This window comes from Porphyrobacter sp. MBR-49 (genome assembly GCF_053628655.1).
Map to the genome: position 1 here is coordinate 39,979 of NZ_JBRJGU010000007.1, position 14,181 is coordinate 54,159.

Sequence of the window (14,181 nt, forward strand, 5' to 3'; positions counted from 1 at the left end):
GGCGGCGGCATGACATCCATCACCGTCGCCGCCCTGCAATTGTCGCTTGGTTCAGCGGACGAAGCCGCCAACATTGCCGCCGTCGCCGCGCTGGTGGAGGATGCCGCGGCCAAGGGCGCGCAGCTGATCCTGCCGCCCGAACTGTTCAGCGGCCCCTATTTCTGCCGTGAGGAGGATGAGGCGCTGTTTGCGCTCGCCCGCCCTACGCTTGAGCACCCCAGCGTGACCGCGATGCAGGCGCTCGCGGCAAGGCTCAAGGTGACGATCCCGACCAGCTTCTTCGAACGCGACGGGCATCACTATTACAACACGCTGGCAATGATCGGCCCCGATGGCGGGATCATGGGCACCTATCGCAAGAGCCACATCCCCGATGGGCCGGGGTATGAGGAAAAATACTATTTCCGCCCCGGCAATGATGGTTTCAAGGTGTGGGATGTGCCGGGTGAGGGCGGGGCGATCGTCCGCGTGGGGGTCGGCATCTGCTGGGACCAATGGTATCCCGAAGCTGCGCGGGTGATGGCATTGCAGGGTGCGGAACTGCTGATGTATCCCACCGCGATCGGGTCTGAACCTTACGATAGCGATCTCGACACCAGCCGGATGTGGCGGCGCGCGATGGTCGGCCATGCGGTGTCGAATTGTATGCCGGTGGTGGCCGCCAACCGCATCGGTGTAGAGGGGCCAGAGGATGGCGCGCAGCGGTTCTACGGCCACTCCTTCATCGCTGACGAATGGGGCGATCTGGTCGAATCCTTCGGTGCGGGCGAAGCGGGCGTGTTGGCGGCGCGGCTCGATCTCGCGCGCGCGGCGCGACACCGGGCGGGCATGGGCTTCTTCCGCGACCGCCGCCCGCAGCTCTACGGCCGGATCGCGCAGGACATTTGAGCAGCCATTATCTGATAGCGTTGGGCAGCAACCGGCACTGCGGGCAATATGGCCCGCCGCGGCAAGTGGTGCGCGCGGCGATGGAGGAACTGGCGGCGCTCGGTCTGGTGATTGCGCGCTCCCCGATAATCGCCACCCCGGCGATGGGCGCGGCGCAGCGCCGATTCGCCAATGCGGCGCTGGTGCTGGAGAGCGAACTTGCCCCGCCCGCGCTGCTCGCCGCGCTCAAACGGATCGAGCGTGAATTTGGCAGGCGGCGCGGGCAGCGCTGGGGCGACCGGGTGCTTGATTGCGATATTGTGCTGTGGAGCGGCGGGGAATGGCGTTCGGGGCGGCGGTCACAGGCGCTCACCATCCCGCACCCCGCCTTCCGCCAGCGCGCCTTCGTGCTCACCCCGGCGCGCGCGATTGCCGCCGATTGGCGCGACCCGTTGAACGGTTTGACGCTCGCTCATCTTCATGCCCGCTTGACCCGCCGCCGCCCCCTGCCTAGGTGAGCGCGCTCGCCGCCACAATCGCGGCGCCAAAGACCATCAAGCGTGGGCCCGTAGCTCAGTAGGTAGAGCAGCTGACTTTTAATCAGCGGGTCACAGGTTCGAATCCTGTCGGGCTCACCAATTTTCAATGACTTAGATGCGACTTGTAACCTGCGCCTTCCGGCGGGGCACCAATGGGGCATCAGATCTTCTTGAGCCGGCTCAAGTCAATAGAATTGGCTGAAATGCGCCAATTTTGGACTGGAGTTGTCACACAGCATCAATCAGCGATCTAACCCGCATGGCAAGTTGTGCGAACTGCACGGGCTCCACTAACGACTGGAGACGTGACAATGCGATTGAGCCTTGCGGAGGTAGGTCCCGCTCTGCGACAACGAAAAACTGCCACTGCTGCGGATCGCGGTGATCAGCGGCGTCGCTCGTGTCGGAGTGCCATGCAAAAACAAAGACTTCGGCGTTTCGACTTGGCTTTGCGACCCAGCGACTGCCGTCTTCCCACCGCCCAGTTTTCTCTTTGATCGAAAATCTAGGCCTAGGCAGCACTAGGTTGTCTTTGTGCCACGTCTGACGAGCTGCTGACTGTTTGACCTGGATGCCGATCTTCCGCGTCGAATGGACCAGATCGCACGACCCCCAGTCGGTCGAGCAAAGTCGCCATTCGGGTTCCAGCGCTGCGGCGACGATCTCCTCGACGAGTTCGCCGCGAAGGTCATTCCTAATGATGGGACACCCATACAGGCGCTGGGTGAGGCGGCGAATGACGGATGACGCGTCCATGCGCATAGTTTAGCGCACGAGATAAGGTGCCCCGTCAAGCGTCTCAATCTGCACGCTTCAATATCGCGTGAGCCCATGCTCGCGGCCTTGATGGGGTTTTAATCGGTGGGCCCTAGGTTCGAGCCCTAGTGCGTCAACCACCTTTTCAATGACTTAGATGTGATTTGCGGCCCACGCCTTGCGGCGGGGCACAATGGGGCATTCGCTCATCGTCTTCAATGACGTTCGCCTCTTCGATCAGGTTTCGAAGATGAACGGCAAGATGGGCTGTCAGCGGCCGGATGCCGCTGCGCCATTACGAACCGGCGGGCACAACCCTGATCTCGACCGCCCCGGCACCTGCCAGATAGCGGCGGGCGGCGGTCTGGAGGTCGGCGGCCGTGAGCGCTTCGAGAATGCCCGTTCTGGTTCGCCGTTGATCGAGAACCCGCGGATCGCTCTGAGCCATGACGACAGGGCCGGTCCAATCGAGGTTCTGGCTTTCGGCGCGCTTGTAGCTGTCACGCATCGGGTTGCGCGCGCGTTCGATCAGGTCGTCCGGCGCTGGCCCTTCCACCAGTTCCGCCGCAATCGCGCGGATCGCTGCGGCGGTCGCATCCATCGCTTCGGGCGAAACGGTAGTGTAGGCCGTCAGGTGGCCCAGGCCCTCGAACCGAAGCTCTGAATAGCTGGTGGCCACGGGCGAATAGGTCGCGCCCAGCTCTTCACGCAGTTTGTCCTGCAGACGCAATTGCATTACCGCCGCGAGCAGATCGCGGGTGATGTCGTCGCGCTGATCCGCAGCGTCGTCGGTCTGCCAGCTGAGCGCCAGAACGCCCTGATCGCTCGCCCCGGCATGATTGAGCACCACCACGGCAGGATCGCGCACGAAGGTGACGGGTTTGCCACCGGCCTTGGCCTCCTTGCGCGCGGGCCGTGTCGGCAGCGTGCCTAGCGTCCGCGCGACTGCGGCGATTGCCGCATCAGGATCGAAATCGCCGACCAGGCCCAGCGCGATCGACCCTTTGTCCAACTGCGGAGCGACCGCGGCGCGCACATCGTCGAGCGAAAGCTGCGCCAGACTCTCCGGGTTCACCAGCCCGAAGCGCGCGTCTCCACCGGTTAGCGCCGCGTTGAGCGCAACCGAAAACAGCTGGAGCGGATTGGCGCGGATGTTCTGCACGATGACCGGCGCGACTCCGGCCCATTGCGCCTGCGTTTCCGGACGCCATCCAGTGGCGGTCAGCCGCGCGGCCAGCAGATTGAGCTGCATTTCGAGATCGGCCGGTGTGGTAGTCCCGTTCGCCTGAAGCGCATCTTGGCCTGCCGCGAGGCCGGTGCTCACCGCCTTTCCGGCCAGCACCCGTCGCAATTCGTCGGCATCATGCGCCACCAGCCCATCAATGCTGACGATAAACGGCAGGATTTCGCGCAGGCCTGGTTTGTCTATCGGGAAGTCGCGGGCGCCATCGCCCACCCGCATCGCGAAGGCCACCTTGCCGGGCTCGAAGGCGGTGACCTTGAGGTTTAGCTCGAGCCCGTTCGCGAAGCGTACTGTGCGGATGCCGAGATCGGCGATGGTGCTATCGCTCACCACCACGCCGGGCGCACCCCAACCCTGATAGGCAAAAGTGGCTGCTGCGGCCTCAACCGGTGCGGTGATGGCGACCTTGGCGCTGTCCTCAAGCGCGGTGAGGATGGCCGTCTTGCCGCCCTCGATCAGTTGCTTGGTCGACACGTGAACTACCGTCGGCCCGCCCTGCCAAGCGGCACGGAACGCCGCGCTCACGCTTTCGGGGGTGATTGTGGGCGCGATGGCCTGGTAGAAGGCGAGATCGGTCGCTGGCGCGGTCGGCACGATATTATCGAGACTGGCGGCGACAAGGGCGTCGGCGATGCGCGAGCTGGGCCTACCGGCGGCCTGCGCGGCGGCATTGGCCAGCGCGGTGGCGATGTTCGCCTTGGCCTCCTCTAGCTCTGCCGCTGTGAAGCCGAATTGCTGCGCGCGGCGCAGTTCCTGCTCCGCCAGCGCAAGCGTATCCTGCCAGCGGCCATCCTTGGCAACGATCAACATGCCGTAGGACCGCGCGCTGCGGAACAATGGTTGATCCGCAGCCTGCGCGCCGAGCGTGGGGGAATCGGCGTTGCGTGAAAGAACAGCGATTCGGTTGGACAGGGCTGCCGCCGCCACGGCGCGCAGGACTTCCTCGCGCGCCTCGGCGGCGGTATTGCTCGAAGGAACCCAGGGTGAGATCCGCTGGAGATCGATGATCTCCGGCGTCGCGGGGTCGACGAAAGTCCCGACCGCCGGCGCACCGACCACCTCCGGCACCGGCGAGGCATAGCGGGGCCGCGCTTCGCCTTTGCCCTGCCAGTCCGAGAAGACCGTCTCGATCTTGGAGCGCATCGCGGCAGGATCGAAATCGCCGACGATCACCAGCGTGGCTCGCTCGGGGCGGTAATAGGCCTGATAGAAGGCGCGCAGTTCGTCTGCGGAGATGGTGCGGATGCGCTCGACATCGGCGCGAACGCGAAAGCCGAGCCGGGAATCCGGCAACGCAGTTTGGAGATAATCCGTGATGCGCCGCCGCGCCGGATCGTTGCGTATCTGCGCTTCGCTCATGACGACGCCGCGCTCGCGCTCAACTGCTGCCGGATCGATGGTCAACTCACCCGCCATATCGCGAATGACCGTCAGCGCGGCGTCGACCGTTTCCCCATTGGTGCGGGGCAGGTTCAGCATATAGGTCGTGTATTCGAGCGACGTCACGGCATTGGTGTCTGGACCGAAGGCCAGTCCGAGCCGTTCGAGCATCGGCAGCAGTTGGCCTTCGGGGATGTTGGTCGAACCGTTGAAGGCCATGTGCTCGACGAAGTGGGCGGCACCATTCTCCGCATCGGTTTCCTCCTTGCCGCCGACGGCGACGGAGAAGCGGATCACCGCTTCACCCGGAGGATTGCCGTTGCGCCGCAGGGCATAACGCATGCCGTTGGGCAGGGTGCCGAACACGATGTCGGGGTCGGCAGGAAAGTCGGTGCTGGCGATTCCCCAAGCCGGAACGCCCGTCGCCGGGGCTTGCGCCGTCGCGGCAGGCTGCTCACCGTGCTCCTGCGCCAGCGCTGCGGGTGCCCCGGAAAGAACCAGCCCTACCGCGATGGCAAGGCATGATACGGCGCGAACTGAACCTTTGGCGGTGCGACCCACGTAATCTCTCCTCAGAATGTGTTACCCGGCAGAACTATCTCAGCTTTTTCACATTAAGCAGTGACGCAAGGCCAAGGCAACCTTGTTCCCGTTTCATTGCTAACCCTTTGAAACAGACCTTCAGGGCCCCACCCGAACCAAGTCAACTTTATACCAGCGCGCTAAGATGCTGACGCATCACGCGCTGGAAATGCTCAAGCGCCGCACGGGCTTAACCAAAGTCCGATGAGTCAGGCTCATCGCGCTTTGGTATTACTACAGCGGGGCGCTCCTCCATCTTGTCAGGCAGTTCTCGTGCCAACCACCGGGCTGCCGAAGGCGCTTGACCGCTAAACCATTCTCCCATATTTCTATATTTATCGAATTATTGGAGTTTTCCTTGCAACCCGATCATGCCATCCGCGCGCTCGCTGCTCTGGCGCAGGAACATCGCCTCGCCGCGTTCCGGTTGCTGGTGAAGGCTGGCGCGCAAGGCATCCCTGCGGGCGTGCTGGCCGACCGGATCGGCGTTCCTGCGTCATCAATGAGCTTCCACCTTGCCCAGCTCGCCCATGCCGGGCTGGTGACACAGCGACGCGCAAGCCGGTCGATCATCTATTCAGCCGACTACGACGCGATGAACGCGCTGATGGGCTACCTCACCGAAAATTGCTGCGGCGGCGAGGATTGCTCGGTCGCTTTATCCGGGTCGGATTCATGTAAGGAGCCGATGATTCGATGAACACCATCACCGCCGATACCGGGCCCGCAGCCGCCGGGCTGGGCCTATTCGAAAAATGGCTGAGCGTCTGGGTCGGCGCTGCGATCCTGGCCGGGGTTGCGCTGGGCAATGCTGTGCCGGGCGCCTTCGCGTCGCTCGCGGCGCTTGAATATGCCTCGGTCAATCTCGTGGTCGCGGTGCTGATCTGGGCGATGATATTCCCGATGATGGTCGCAGTCGATTTCGGTGCGGTGCGGCGCGCGGGCGACAAGCCAAAGGGGCTGATCATCACGCTGGCGGTAAACTGGCTGATCAAACCGTTCACCATGGCCGCACTGGGCGTGTTGTTCTTCGAAATCGTGTTTGCCGATCTGATCGCGCCCGCTGATGCACAGCAATATATCGCCGGGCTGATCCTGTTGGGCGCTGCGCCATGCACTGCGATGGTGTTCGTGTGGTCGCAGCTGACCAAGGGCGATCCGGCCTATACGCTGGTGCAGGTCGCCGCGAATGATCTTATCATGATCGTTGCCTTTGCCCCGATTGTCGCGTTGTTGCTGGGCGTGACCAGCATTTCCGTGCCGTGGGAAACGCTGCTGCTGTCGGTCGCGCTGTATGTCGTGGTGCCGCTTGTCGCAGGGGCGTTCGTGCGCCAGCGGCTGCTCGCCAACCACGACGGGAACGAGGCTGCGGTGGCGGATTTCACTGGGCGGATGAAGCCGCTGTCGGTGATCGGCCTGCTTGCCACCGTGCTTTTGTTGTTCGGATTTCAGGCCGAAACCATTGTTACCCGCCCGGTGCTGGTGGCGCTGATCGCGGTGCCGATCATCATCCAGAGTTATGGCATATTCTTCATCGCCTATGGCTGGGCCAAGGTGTGGCAGGTGCCCCACGCCATCGCCGCGCCCTGCGCATTGATTGGCACGTCGAACTTCTTTGAACTGGCGGTTGCCGTGGCGATCGGCCTGTTCGGATTGGGCAGCGGCGCGGCCTTGGCTACCGTGGTCGGCGTGCTGGTCGAAGTGCCGGTGATGCTGTCACTGGTTGCTATTGCCAACCGCACGCGCGGGCGCTTCGTTGCGGGTTGAGACGCTGGCGGGGGCGGCGGGGGGCGCTTTGAAGATCGGCTTACCCACCGGCCCGGTGCGCGCCGGTTTCGAAGCGGCGCGATTATCAAGCAGCAGCAACGAAATCCGGCGGTTGCGCGGATCGGCAGGATTATCCGCGATCAGCGGTTCGGTATCGGCGACGCCTTCAATCCGCGCAATCCGCGGCATTGGCACCCCGCTCAGCACCAGCGCTTGCCGGGTCGCCTCGGCCCGCCCGGTGGACAACGACCAGTTATTGGCCGCAACCCCGCTGCGCCACGGCAGCGAATCGGTGTGACCGCGCAGGATCAGCGACGCGTTTTCATCCCGTAACGTTTCGCCCATCACCTCGAGCAGCCCGCGTGCATCCTTTGTAAGGATGGTGGTGCCCAGTTCGAACATCGAAAAATCGGCATCATCCATCAGATCGATACGAATGCCTTCGGGCGCGCGCATCACCCGCACCTGCCGCGCGAGGTGCGACAACTGGCGGCGCTGCACCAGTTTCTTTTCAATCTTGTCGCGCAGTTCCTTGAGCTTGTCGGAATCGAGCTCGCCGCGCCCACCGCCTTCGACCGGGCCACCGGTAACGCCGCGCGGAATGGTGATCGAACGCGTGCCAGTTTGGCCCATTGCATTAGGATAATTATCCACATCGGTAAGCGACGATCCGCCCAGCATCCCATCAGAGCCCGCACTTTCCTTGCGCATCTTGACCAGCGTGGGGGAGAAATAATCGGCGATCCCCTTGCGCTGCTTCTCCTCAGTCGCACCGAGCAGCCACAGCAGCAGGAAAAACGCCATCATCGCGGTCACGAAGTCGGCATAGGCTACCTTCCACGCCCCGCCGTGGTGTCCGGCTTCCTGGATGGTGATCCGCTTGATGATGATCGGTGCCGGGATGTGCTGGGCCGGGGCCAGCATTTTGGGGTCAGCCTCGGCCACTTTACCGCCCTCGCATCATGTCGAGCAGATCGGTCAATTTCGGGCGATGCGCAGGCGGCAGGCCCGAACGTGCGGCTTCGAGCACCAGCGGCTGCGGATAGCCGTGCAAGGATGCGATGATCACCTGCTTGATCGAATAGAAAATCTGCTGATCATGGCCGTTGATCTGTTTCAGCTTGCTGCCAAGCGGCGAGGCAAAGCCATAGGCCAGCAGCACCCCCAGAAACGTCCCGACCAGCGCGCTGCCAATCATCTTGCCGAGGATTTCAGGCGGTTCGTTGATCGCGCCCATCGTCTTGATGATGCCCAGCACCGCCGCGACAATCCCCAGCGCGGGCAAGGCATCGGCCAGCGACTGGATCATATGTTCCGGCTCGCTCATTTCGTGCAGCTGGGTCTTGATCGCGCTGTCGATCACGTCTTCGACCGCATGGGTATCCAGCGTGCCCGACGACACCACCAGCAAGGTCAGCGGATCGCAGATCATCCCGGTCACGACCGGATCGCTTTGCAAGCGGGGATATTCGCTGAAGATGGTCGAACTGCCCGGTTCGGTAACGTGGCTTTCCAGCGCCACTGCACCCTCGGATCGCAATAGCTTCATCAGCTTGCTGGTCAGCGCGATCGCGTCAATGTGATCTTCGTGGGTGTATTTCGGGCCTTTGAACACCTTGCCCAACCCCCCGCCGAGCAATTTGATAGCGTGCATCGAATTGCCGATCAGCGTCGCCCCCAGCGCCGCGCCGCCAATGATCATGAATTCGAGCGGGGCGGCTTTCAATACCGGCCCCATGGCGCCACCAGCGAGCATGAACCCGCCGAACACCATCACCAGCAGCACGACAATTCCGATTGCAACAAACACGGGTCAGGGCTCCTGTCAGCGCAACGCGTTGAACAGCGACAGCGAACTGATGCGGGCAAATGCCGCCTGGCTCGCTTCGAGCGCGGTCAGCGATTGCTGGAGCCGCGCGATGGCTTCGGCGATGTCAGTATCGCCCACCCTTGAACGGCGTTCGGCCAGTTCGATGCTGCGGGCTCCCTGTTGCTGCTGCACCTGTTCAACCCACGCCAGCCGCGTGCCGAGAATGGTCTGTGCGCGGTTCGCCGTATCGAGCGCGGCGTCGATCCCATCAATCGCCGCCAGCGCCGCACCCGCCGGATCGGGCGAGCCGCCGTTAAGCGCCGCCGCCAGCCCGCTCAGCACCGCAAAGGCGCTTGACGGGGTGCCACCAAGATCGAATTCGAAAACTTCATTGCCCGGCAGGCCGCGTTCAATGGCGGTGCCCGGCGCAACTGGCACCACGCCGCTGGTGGGCGTGCCGATATAGGTGACATTGCCTGCCGCATCGCGGGTGAATGCCGCGCCGGATGACAGGCCCGCAAACAACGGTTCGCCTGTCAGCGCAGTGCCATTGGCGCGCGAAAACAGTTCTTCGGTGAGCTGTTCCAGTTCAAATGCAATCGCCTGCCGTCCATCAGCCCCGGTCGGGGTGTTGGCGGCCTGCACCGCCAGTTCACGCGCTCGCTGGAGCAGCGATTTGACCGCTTCGACCTCTTGCGAGGCTGAGCTGATGTCCTGCCCCAGCCGCGCGGTATTATCGCCTTCGACGCTGGCAAGCCGTTCGCGCCGGGCAACGTTGCGCAGCTGTGCGGCGGCAACGGGATCGTCCGATCCGCGCTCGATCTTGTTGCCGGTGGCAATCTGGGTGCGGGCGCGTTCGATACCCGCGCGCAAATCCGCCATCTGAGCGAGTGATCGGTTGAAGAACGAACCGGTGGAATTGCTGACAAAGCTCATGCCTCTTGCTCCCCTTACCGCAACGCCAAAATCGTATCGAACAGGTCGGCGGCGACCTGGATCACCCGGCTGTTGGCTTCGAATGCCTGTTGCAGGCGGACGAGATTGGCGGCCTCGTCATCCAGATCGACCCCAGTTTCCCGCAGCAGTTCCGCTTCGGCGCTGGCGGCGACCACGCCCAACCCATCGCGCCAGGTTTCCAACGCGGCGACCCGGCTCGACAGGTTCAGCAGCAGGGCATCGGCCCCGGCAGACGGGCCAGTTGCCGCCCCAAGCGCACCAATCAGCGCGGCAAGATTGCCAGTATCACGGCTGCCCGCAGGCGATCCGGCAGGCGCGGTGGCAAGCCCGTCTGCCGAACCAAGCACCATGACAAGATCAGCCGCGCCGGTTCCGGCAAATAGTGGCTGGCCCTGCGTTCCATCGGTGCCGACGCCGTTGGCCTGCGCGCTATTGGCAATGGTGATGAGCGAAACGGCAAGCGTATCGAGCCCGTTTTGCAGATCCGCCATCTGGCTGAGCGCCGCAGCGCGGCCCGCCATCGCCCCGCCGCCGGGGACAAAGCTGACCCCGCCAACCGCAAACGCCAGCGTGCCATCAGCAGCAACGCTGATGCCGACGCTATCCGCCACCCCGCCAGTAACCAGCGCAACCGGCGGCGTGCCGTTCAACGTGACATCAACGGTGCCATTGGCGTTGATTGTGGGGGTGATCGCAAATTGTTCGGCAAGGCCGCGCAGCGCCTTGTCGCGCGCATCGAGCAGCGCCGCACGCCCTGCGGTGCCTTCGCGCGTGCCCACCAGATCGCGGTTGATCTCGGCCAATTCGGCCGCAAGTTCGTTGACGGTGAGCACTTCGGCACTCGCCTCGCCCTGCACCAGACTGCGGGTGTTGGCGAGCGTGGCACTGGCAATCGCGAAATTGCCTGCCAGCTGCCGTGCGCTTTCCAGCACAGGCACCCGCAAGGCTGTTTCAAGCGGGTTGGCTTCCAACCGGGTCAACGCGGCCTCGAAATCGACCAGGCCGGTGAACACCCCCGAATTTTCAATCGCACTTTCGGCATCACGCATCGCGGAAAACTCCGCCTCGGCAGCGGCCAGCGCGGACGATGCATCGCGCGCCTGACGCTGCACCAGCGCACTTTCAGCGCGTTCGATCACGCCGGGGCGCACCCCGCCGAGCGAATCCGCGGCATTGATCCCGATCGACCCGGTCATCACCAGCTCGCCCTGAGACAGGGTGCGGCGCGAATAATCGGCATTGGCGGCATTGGCGATGTTCTGCGCGGTCAGCTCGATGCTGGCGCGGGCCACGGAAAGGCCGCTGCGTCCGATGGTGAAGATTGCGCTCGTCATCGGCTACCCCCTTGCCCTGAAAGGTGTTGCGTAAGCTGCGCCTCGATACTGCGTGCAAACCCGAAGGCACCGGTTTTGGCGGCGATGTCGGCGAAGTGTTCGTCGCGCATTGTCTGGAACTGCTGCATCCCGCCGCCGGTCAGCGGGGTATCCTCGGCAAAGCTTGATGCGCGCGCGGTGGCAAGCATCCGGCGCAGCATGATCGCCTCGAACCCCTCCGCCGCCTTGCGCAGCTCGGCGTGCTCCGGCGATAGGGCCGGAGCAGCCGCCGGGGTGCGGGGGGCAACTGGCCCTTGGGGGGCAATCGGGCCAGTCACAACACGATCATTTCAGCTTGCAGGGCGCCTGCCTGCTTGAGGCTTTCGAGGATCACGGCCAGATCGGACGCTCCCACCCCCAGCAGGTTCAGCGCATCGACAATTTCGGACAAGGACGCCGCGCCGGGCATATAGGCGACCCGGTCCGATCGTTCCTCAACCGTAATATCGGTCGCTTCCTCCACCGCGGTTTCGCCGCGTGAAAATGGGGCGGGCTGGATCACGGCGGGGTTTTCCTCGATCCGGATCACCAGCTTGCCGTGACTGACGGCGGCTGGCGACAGGCGCACCGCGTCGTTGATCACGACCGTGCCAGTGCGGCTGTTGATGATCACTTTGGCTGCGACCGGGGCCGGGGTCACGCCCAGCATCTCGATCTCGGCCATGACGGCAGATCGCAGGTCATTGCCATCGGGCAAGGCGAGTTCGATGCTCACCCCGTCAGCGATGGTGGCAATGCCGGGATAGCGGCTGTTGATCGCATCGCGCACGCGCGCGGCGGTGAGGAAATCGGATTTGTGGAGGTTGAAGCGCAACGGGCCAGCACGGTCGAACCCGGTGGCGACCGCGCGTTCAACGCTGGCCCCATCGGCAATCCGGCCCACGGTAGCGACATTGACGGTCACCTGCGAACCATCGCGCCCGGTCACGCCCAGCCCGCCCACCGCGACATTGCCCTGCGCCATGGCGTAAATCTGCCCGTCCGCGCCGTATAGCGGGGTGAGGATCAGCGCCCCGCCACGCAGCGAAGACGACTGGCCAAGGGTCGAAACGGTAATATCGATGCGCTGCCCTGGCTTGGCAAAGGCAGGCAGTTCAGCCGTCACGATCACAGCAGCCGCATTGCGCAGCGTCGGGCTGACGCCGGGAGGCAACGGCAGGCCGAGGCGTCCGGAAACGCCGCGCATCGCTTCGGTGACATAGGCAAGGTTGTTGTCGCCGGTGCCTTGCAGGCCGACAACCACGCCATAGCCCGTCAACTGGTTAGCGCGCAGGCCTTCGAACTGGCCGAGATCGCGGATGCGTTCGGCCAGTGCCGGGGTGGGAGCGAACGCCGCCAGCAGTGCCAGTAGCAGCGGCAGTAACCGGGTGAGATTGGACATGGTCAGGTTCCCCATCAGAACGGCGAAATCATGCCGAAAAACCGGCTGAGCCAGCCCGGACGGCTGGCCTGTTGCACTGCGCCCTTGCCCGAATAGATCATCCGCGCATTGGCGACCTGCGACGATGCGAGGCGGTTATCGCCGTCGATATCGACCAGCCGGATGCGGCCAGCAAACTGCACCCATTCATCGCCCTGGCTGAACATCATCTGCTTTTCTCCGACCACTTCGGCGGTGCCGTTGGGGTAGACTGCGGCAATGGTTACCGCGACCGCACCGTTCAGGCGGCTTTGCTGCGCAGCATTGCCCGCTCCTGTGAACGACCCTTCGCCCGCAGCTTTAAGGGCATTGGGGTTGAGAAAATCGAGCGGGCCCGAGGTGGGTGGGGTGATTCCGAAGCTGCCTTCGCGGTTGGTGCGTCCGGTTGTGCTCTTGTTGGTGGTGGTCGCTTCGACCAGAATGATCGTCACCATATCGCCCAGCGCGCGGGCGCGGGTGCCGGTAACCAGACCCGCATAACCCTGCCCAGTCTGAAAGATTGCGCCCGCGCTTACCCGTTGGGGCTGCGACGGAGCAATGGCGAAGGGATCGCCTGTGGTAGCAGCCGTGATTGCAACGCCCGGTGGGGGCGGCGCGGCAAAGCCCGGCTGCGGGCCACTGCTACCTGCACCCATGCAGGCAGACAGCACCAGCGGCGCGGCGAGGAACAGGGTTCGACCCTTCATCATCTGTCTCACAATGTCTGGTTGGCGTTGCGCAGCATCTCGTCGACTGCGCTGACCATCTTGGAATTGATTTCGTAAGCGCGCTGGGCCTCGATCATTTCGACCAGTTCTTCGACCACGTTGACGTTGGAGGCTTCGAGCATTCCCTGACGCAGTTGCCCGCGCCCGTTCTCTCCCGCAGCGCCGATTTCGGCCGGGCCGCTGGCTGCGGTTTCCAACAGGAAGTTGTCGCCAATCGCGCGCAGACCCGCCGGGTTGACGAAGCTGGCGATGCTGAGCTGACCCAGCAGTGTCGGTTCGGAATTGCCGGGGGTGATCGCGCTGACCGTGCCGTCGGGGGAAATGGCGATTGACTGCGCGCCTGCTGGCACCTGCAATGCAGGCTGCACGGCATAGCCTTGCGAAGTGATCAACGTGCCATCGGCCGAAAGCGTGAAATTGCCCGCGCGGGTAAAGCCGACCTGGCCGCCCGGCGGCAGCTCCACCTGGAAATAGCCCGGCCCGTCGAGCGCCACGTCAAACGCATTGCCGGTGGTATTGAGCGTGCCTTGCGCCTCGATCCGGCTGGTGCCCTGCACCTGCACCCCGGTGCCAAGGTTCAGGCCGACCGCATAGGCCGTCTGCCCGGTCGATTGCTGCCCGGCGACGCGCTGTTCCTGATAGGCCAGCGTCGCAAAATCGGCGCGGTCGCGTTTGAACGCCGTGGTGCCGATATTGGCAAGGTTGTTGGCGATAACGCGCATCCGCGCATCCTGCGCTTCAAGCCCGGTGCGGGCGACGTGAAGGGCTGAAGTGGGCATT

At 63.9% G+C, this 14,181-nt stretch carries 14 protein-coding genes and 1 tRNA gene; 5 read left to right on the forward strand and 10 right to left on the reverse strand.

Annotated elements, in window-relative coordinates; genetic code table 11:
• The first annotated feature begins 9 nt into the window (after window positions 1–9).
• The 3 genes from aguB (at window position 10) to ACSSV3_RS10960 (ending at window position 1,505) form a co-directional block, all read left to right on the forward strand.
• Window positions 10–888, forward strand: a complete 879-nt coding sequence (gene aguB / locus ACSSV3_RS10950) for an N-carbamoylputrescine amidase (RefSeq protein ID WP_354325382.1) — start codon at window positions 10–12, stop codon at window positions 886–888.
• A complete protein-coding gene (gene folK, locus ACSSV3_RS10955; RefSeq protein WP_354325384.1) occupies window positions 885–1,385 on the forward strand; it encodes a 2-amino-4-hydroxy-6-hydroxymethyldihydropteridine diphosphokinase in 501 nt (166 codons plus the stop codon). Before aguB ends, folK begins: the two co-directional genes overlap by 4 nt.
• A gap of 44 nt (window positions 1,386–1,429) precedes the next feature.
• A tRNA-Lys gene (locus ACSSV3_RS10960) sits at window positions 1,430–1,505 on the forward strand.
• A gap of 129 nt (window positions 1,506–1,634) precedes the next feature.
• On the opposite strand, the gene ACSSV3_RS10965 is transcribed toward ACSSV3_RS10960, so the two are convergent.
• Together ACSSV3_RS10965 and ACSSV3_RS10970 are read right to left on the reverse strand one after the other, a co-directional pair.
• Complete coding sequence (locus tag ACSSV3_RS10965) at window positions 1,635–2,162, reverse strand: hypothetical protein (protein WP_354325385.1); 528 nt, start codon at window positions 2,160–2,162, stop codon at window positions 1,635–1,637.
• A gap of 295 nt (window positions 2,163–2,457) precedes the next feature.
• Window positions 2,458–5,346 carry a M16 family metallopeptidase gene (locus ACSSV3_RS10970; RefSeq protein ID WP_354325386.1) on the reverse strand — a complete coding sequence of 963 codons (2,889 nt, stop codon included), beginning with the start codon at window positions 5,344–5,346 and terminating at the stop codon, window positions 2,458–2,460.
• 379 nt (window positions 5,347–5,725) lie between these two features.
• On the opposite strand from ACSSV3_RS10970, the gene ACSSV3_RS10975 reads away from it, so the two are divergent.
• Both ACSSV3_RS10975 and arsB read left to right on the forward strand, forming a co-directional pair.
• A complete protein-coding gene (locus tag ACSSV3_RS10975; RefSeq protein WP_354325387.1) occupies window positions 5,726–6,067 on the forward strand; it encodes an ArsR/SmtB family transcription factor in 342 nt (113 codons plus the stop codon).
• Window positions 6,064–7,134 (forward strand): ACR3 family arsenite efflux transporter, encoded by a 1,071-nt coding sequence (gene arsB / locus ACSSV3_RS10980; protein WP_354325388.1) that lies wholly within the window; start codon window positions 6,064–6,066, stop codon window positions 7,132–7,134. Before ACSSV3_RS10975 ends, arsB begins: the two co-directional genes overlap by 4 nt.
• Here the strand turns inward: arsB and ACSSV3_RS10985 are convergent.
• The 8 genes from ACSSV3_RS10985 to flgG are packed head-to-tail and all read right to left on the reverse strand — an operon-like array spanning window position 7,084 to window position 14,180.
• A complete protein-coding gene (locus ACSSV3_RS10985) occupies window positions 7,084–8,079 on the reverse strand; it encodes a flagellar motor protein MotB (RefSeq protein ID WP_454184806.1) in 996 nt (331 codons plus the stop codon). The two genes, arsB and ACSSV3_RS10985, sit on opposite strands and share 51 nt — an antisense overlap.
• Before the next feature lies 1 nt (window position 8,080).
• Complete coding sequence (gene motA, locus ACSSV3_RS10990; RefSeq protein WP_354325390.1) at window positions 8,081–8,944, reverse strand: flagellar motor stator protein MotA; 864 nt, start codon at window positions 8,942–8,944, stop codon at window positions 8,081–8,083.
• 15 nt (window positions 8,945–8,959) lie between these two features.
• Window positions 8,960–9,880 (reverse strand): flagellin N-terminal helical domain-containing protein, encoded by a 921-nt coding sequence (locus ACSSV3_RS10995; RefSeq protein ID WP_354325392.1) that lies wholly within the window; start codon window positions 9,878–9,880, stop codon window positions 8,960–8,962.
• Between the two features lie 14 nt (window positions 9,881–9,894).
• On the reverse strand, window positions 9,895–11,235 hold the full coding sequence (gene flgK, locus ACSSV3_RS11000) for a flagellar hook-associated protein FlgK (protein ID WP_354325393.1): 1,341 nt from the start codon (window positions 11,233–11,235) through the stop codon (window positions 9,895–9,897).
• Complete coding sequence (locus ACSSV3_RS11005; protein ID WP_354325394.1) at window positions 11,232–11,552, reverse strand: rod-binding protein; 321 nt, start codon at window positions 11,550–11,552, stop codon at window positions 11,232–11,234. Before ACSSV3_RS11005 ends, flgK begins: the two co-directional genes overlap by 4 nt.
• Window positions 11,549–12,655: a flagellar basal body P-ring protein FlgI gene (locus tag ACSSV3_RS11010; protein ID WP_354325396.1), complete on the reverse strand. Its 1,107-nt coding sequence runs from the start codon at window positions 12,653–12,655 to the stop codon at window positions 11,549–11,551. Before ACSSV3_RS11010 ends, ACSSV3_RS11005 begins: the two co-directional genes overlap by 4 nt.
• A 14-nt stretch (window positions 12,656–12,669) precedes the next feature.
• Window positions 12,670–13,383, reverse strand: coding sequence for a flagellar basal body L-ring protein FlgH (locus ACSSV3_RS11015; RefSeq protein ID WP_354325397.1), 714 nt, complete (start codon window positions 13,381–13,383; stop codon window positions 12,670–12,672).
• A gap of 5 nt (window positions 13,384–13,388) precedes the next feature.
• Entirely contained in the window at window positions 13,389–14,180 is a 792-nt protein-coding gene (gene flgG, locus ACSSV3_RS11020) for a flagellar basal-body rod protein FlgG (RefSeq protein ID WP_354325399.1), read from the reverse strand.
• Window position 14,181 lies beyond the last annotated feature (1 nt).